The 2470-nt window shown below is 70.7% G+C and carries 2 protein-coding genes; both read left to right on the top strand.

Annotated elements, in window-relative coordinates:
* Positions 1–112: 112 nt before the first annotated feature.
* Positions 113–1165 (top strand): glycoside hydrolase family 5 protein, encoded by a 1053-nt coding sequence (locus BZL64_RS36105; RefSeq protein ID WP_086773260.1) that lies wholly within the window; start codon positions 113–115, stop codon positions 1163–1165.
* Between the two features lie 268 nt (positions 1166–1433).
* Positions 1434–2470, top strand: a 1037-nt coding sequence (locus BZL64_RS36100; protein ID WP_244205741.1) for a serine/threonine-protein kinase, incomplete at its 3' end; no start/stop codon positions are given.

Here is a 2470-nt window from a genome sequence, read left to right as displayed (position 1 = left end):
AACATCGGATCGCCGACATGATCGATGTTTGCGTAAACATGCCGAGGCCGCCAGAGATCGAGCCCCCCACGCCGTCGAACAGAGCAGCCTCCCGACCCGAAAGGCCAGGCCGATGCGCCCCACCCCCGCCGGCACCCGCCGCACCCCCCGCCTGCGAGCCGCCCTCCTCGCCCTGCTGATCGCGGGGGCGGGCACCAGCCTCTCCGGCGCTCCCGCCCAGGCCGCCCCGCGCATGGACACCAGCCAGTTCAAGGGCGTCAACTGGGCCGACCCGCGGGACAACTTCGCCGACGATCCGGTCGTCCTGTCGGGCCTGTCGCTGTCCGACAGCTACGCCCAGACGTACACCAAGTCGAGCCGGGTGATATCGGCGTTCCGCGCCAACCTCGGCGCCAACACGGTACGGCTGCCGATCAACCCGTACACGGTGAACGGCACCTACTGGAAGTCGTACCGCGCGGTCATCGACGCGGCCTCCGCCAAGGGCTTCAAGGTCATCCTGTCGTACTGGGAGGGCACCGGCCCCCGCAAGGACGGCTTCATCGACGACCAGGCCACCTACTGGCCCATGTGGAACACGGTCGTCAAGGCGTACAAGAGCGACCGGAACGTGTACTTCGAGCCGATGAACGAGCCGCACGGCTACACCGACACCGAGTGGGCCGACCTCGCCGCGAAGTGGCTGGACACCTACGCCTCGGTGCCGCGCAACCGCGTCTTCGTCAGCGGCGCCGGCTACAACGACCACGTCACCACCGTCTGCGCCGACCCGCGCCTGAAGGGCACCTACCTCTCCCTGCACCACTACGGGTTCTGGAAGGAGTACGCCACCTACGACCAGTGGGTGGCCGACCTCAAGGTGCGCATCGGCGACTGTGCGAACCGGACCGTCGCCGACGAGTTCGGCGCCCACATGACGACCGGCTTCGACTACAACAAGCCGGCGCCGGACAACAACTTCGTCAACTACATGCAGGCCGTCACCGACACCTTCCGCGAGCTGAAGATGGGGTCGGTCTACTGGCCGGGCCTGCGCACCGGTGACACGTACTCCCTGCAGACCCTGACGGGCGACCCGTCCCGCCCCTGGCTGGAGACCACCAACCAGTCCGGCGCGGACCGCCTCGCCTGGGCGTGGGGCCGCGGCAAGGCCGTCCGCCCCTAGGGCCTCTCGTTCGGATCATGCCGGGCTCGTCGCGCACCGCCCGGCGCCCGGCGCCCGTGAGCGTGCTCGGGGGAGGGACCCGCATCCTCCCCCGGGCGCGCTCACGCTCGGCGAACGCCCGCGCACATTCACCAACACCTCCGATCGTCACCGAACAACTCCGAAGGACGGAAGTGAGGGAAACCCTGACCGTTCGCCGGTGCTGGGCTAGCCTCTTCTTCTCTTGAGGCGAACTGACGTACGTCGAAAACCACTTCGGGGAAATTCCGTGTCAGATCAGCGGCCGTCGCCATCGGATCCGGCGACGAGCGAGGCCGCCGCGCTGCGGCAGGCCGGGACCTCACCCCTGCGTCCGGGCGACCCCGAACAGGTCGGCCCCTACGTCCCGTTGGCCCTGCTGGGCAGCGGCGGCATGGGGCGCGTCTACCTGGCGCGCCCGGTCGACGACAGCCCCGGCCTGGTCGCCGTGAAGGTGATCCGGCCGGAGTACGCGGAGGACCCCCGGTTCCGGCGGCGGTTCGAGCGCGAGGCGGCCGTGCACGCCAGGCTGCGCACCCCGCACGCGCCGAAACTGTGCGGCACCGGCTTCCGCGACGAACTGCTGTGGATGGCCACCGAGTACCTCCCCGGACCCGACCTCGCGGAGTCCGTACAGGAGGACGGAGCCCTCGCCACCGTCACGGTCTGGCAGGTCGCGGACCAACTCGCGCGCGCCCTGTGCGAACTGGCCGACGCGGGCATCGTCCACCGCGACCTCAAGCCGTCCAACGTGCTGCTCACCGTCCGCGGCGCGCACGTCATCGACTTCGGCATCTCCAAGGCGGTGGACGCGAGTTCCCTCACCGGCACGGGCAACCGGGTCGGAACGCCCGCCTACATGTCCCCCGAGCACCTCAGGACCGGCCACTCCGACACGGCCTCGGACGTGTTCTCGCTGGCGGGGACACTGGTCTTCGCGGCGTCCGGGCGCGCCCCGTTCGGCGACGGCACCGGCGTCGACGTCATGCACCGGGTGGCCTTCGAGGAGCCCAACCAGGAACTGCTCGGCGAGATCTCCTCGGCGGACCCGGCGCTCGGCGCACTACTGTCGGCCTGCCTGGCCAAGGAGCCCGAGCAGCGCCCCACCCCGGCCGAACTCCTCGAAACGGCGGCACGCCACGCCGGCCCGCCCGGCTGGCCCGACCCGCTGGGCAGCAGGGTGCTGGCCCGGCAGCGGGCGTACGAGACGCTGTTCCGCCTCCCGGTCGAACGCAAGGCCCGCTTAGCCCGCCCGGCCACGGCACCGCCCGCCACGCCCCCTCCGGC

Source organism: Streptomyces bobili, assembly GCF_002154575.1.
GTDB lineage: Bacteria > Actinomycetota > Actinomycetes > Streptomycetales > Streptomycetaceae > Streptomyces > Streptomyces bobili.
This window is presented reverse-complemented; position numbering and strand designations above follow the sequence as displayed.

Coding starts and splice junctions, on each gene's coding strand:
- BZL64_RS36105 (WP_086773260.1), top strand. CDS start 113: ATGCGCCCCACCCCCGCCGGCACCCGCCGCACCCCCCGCCTGCGAGCC.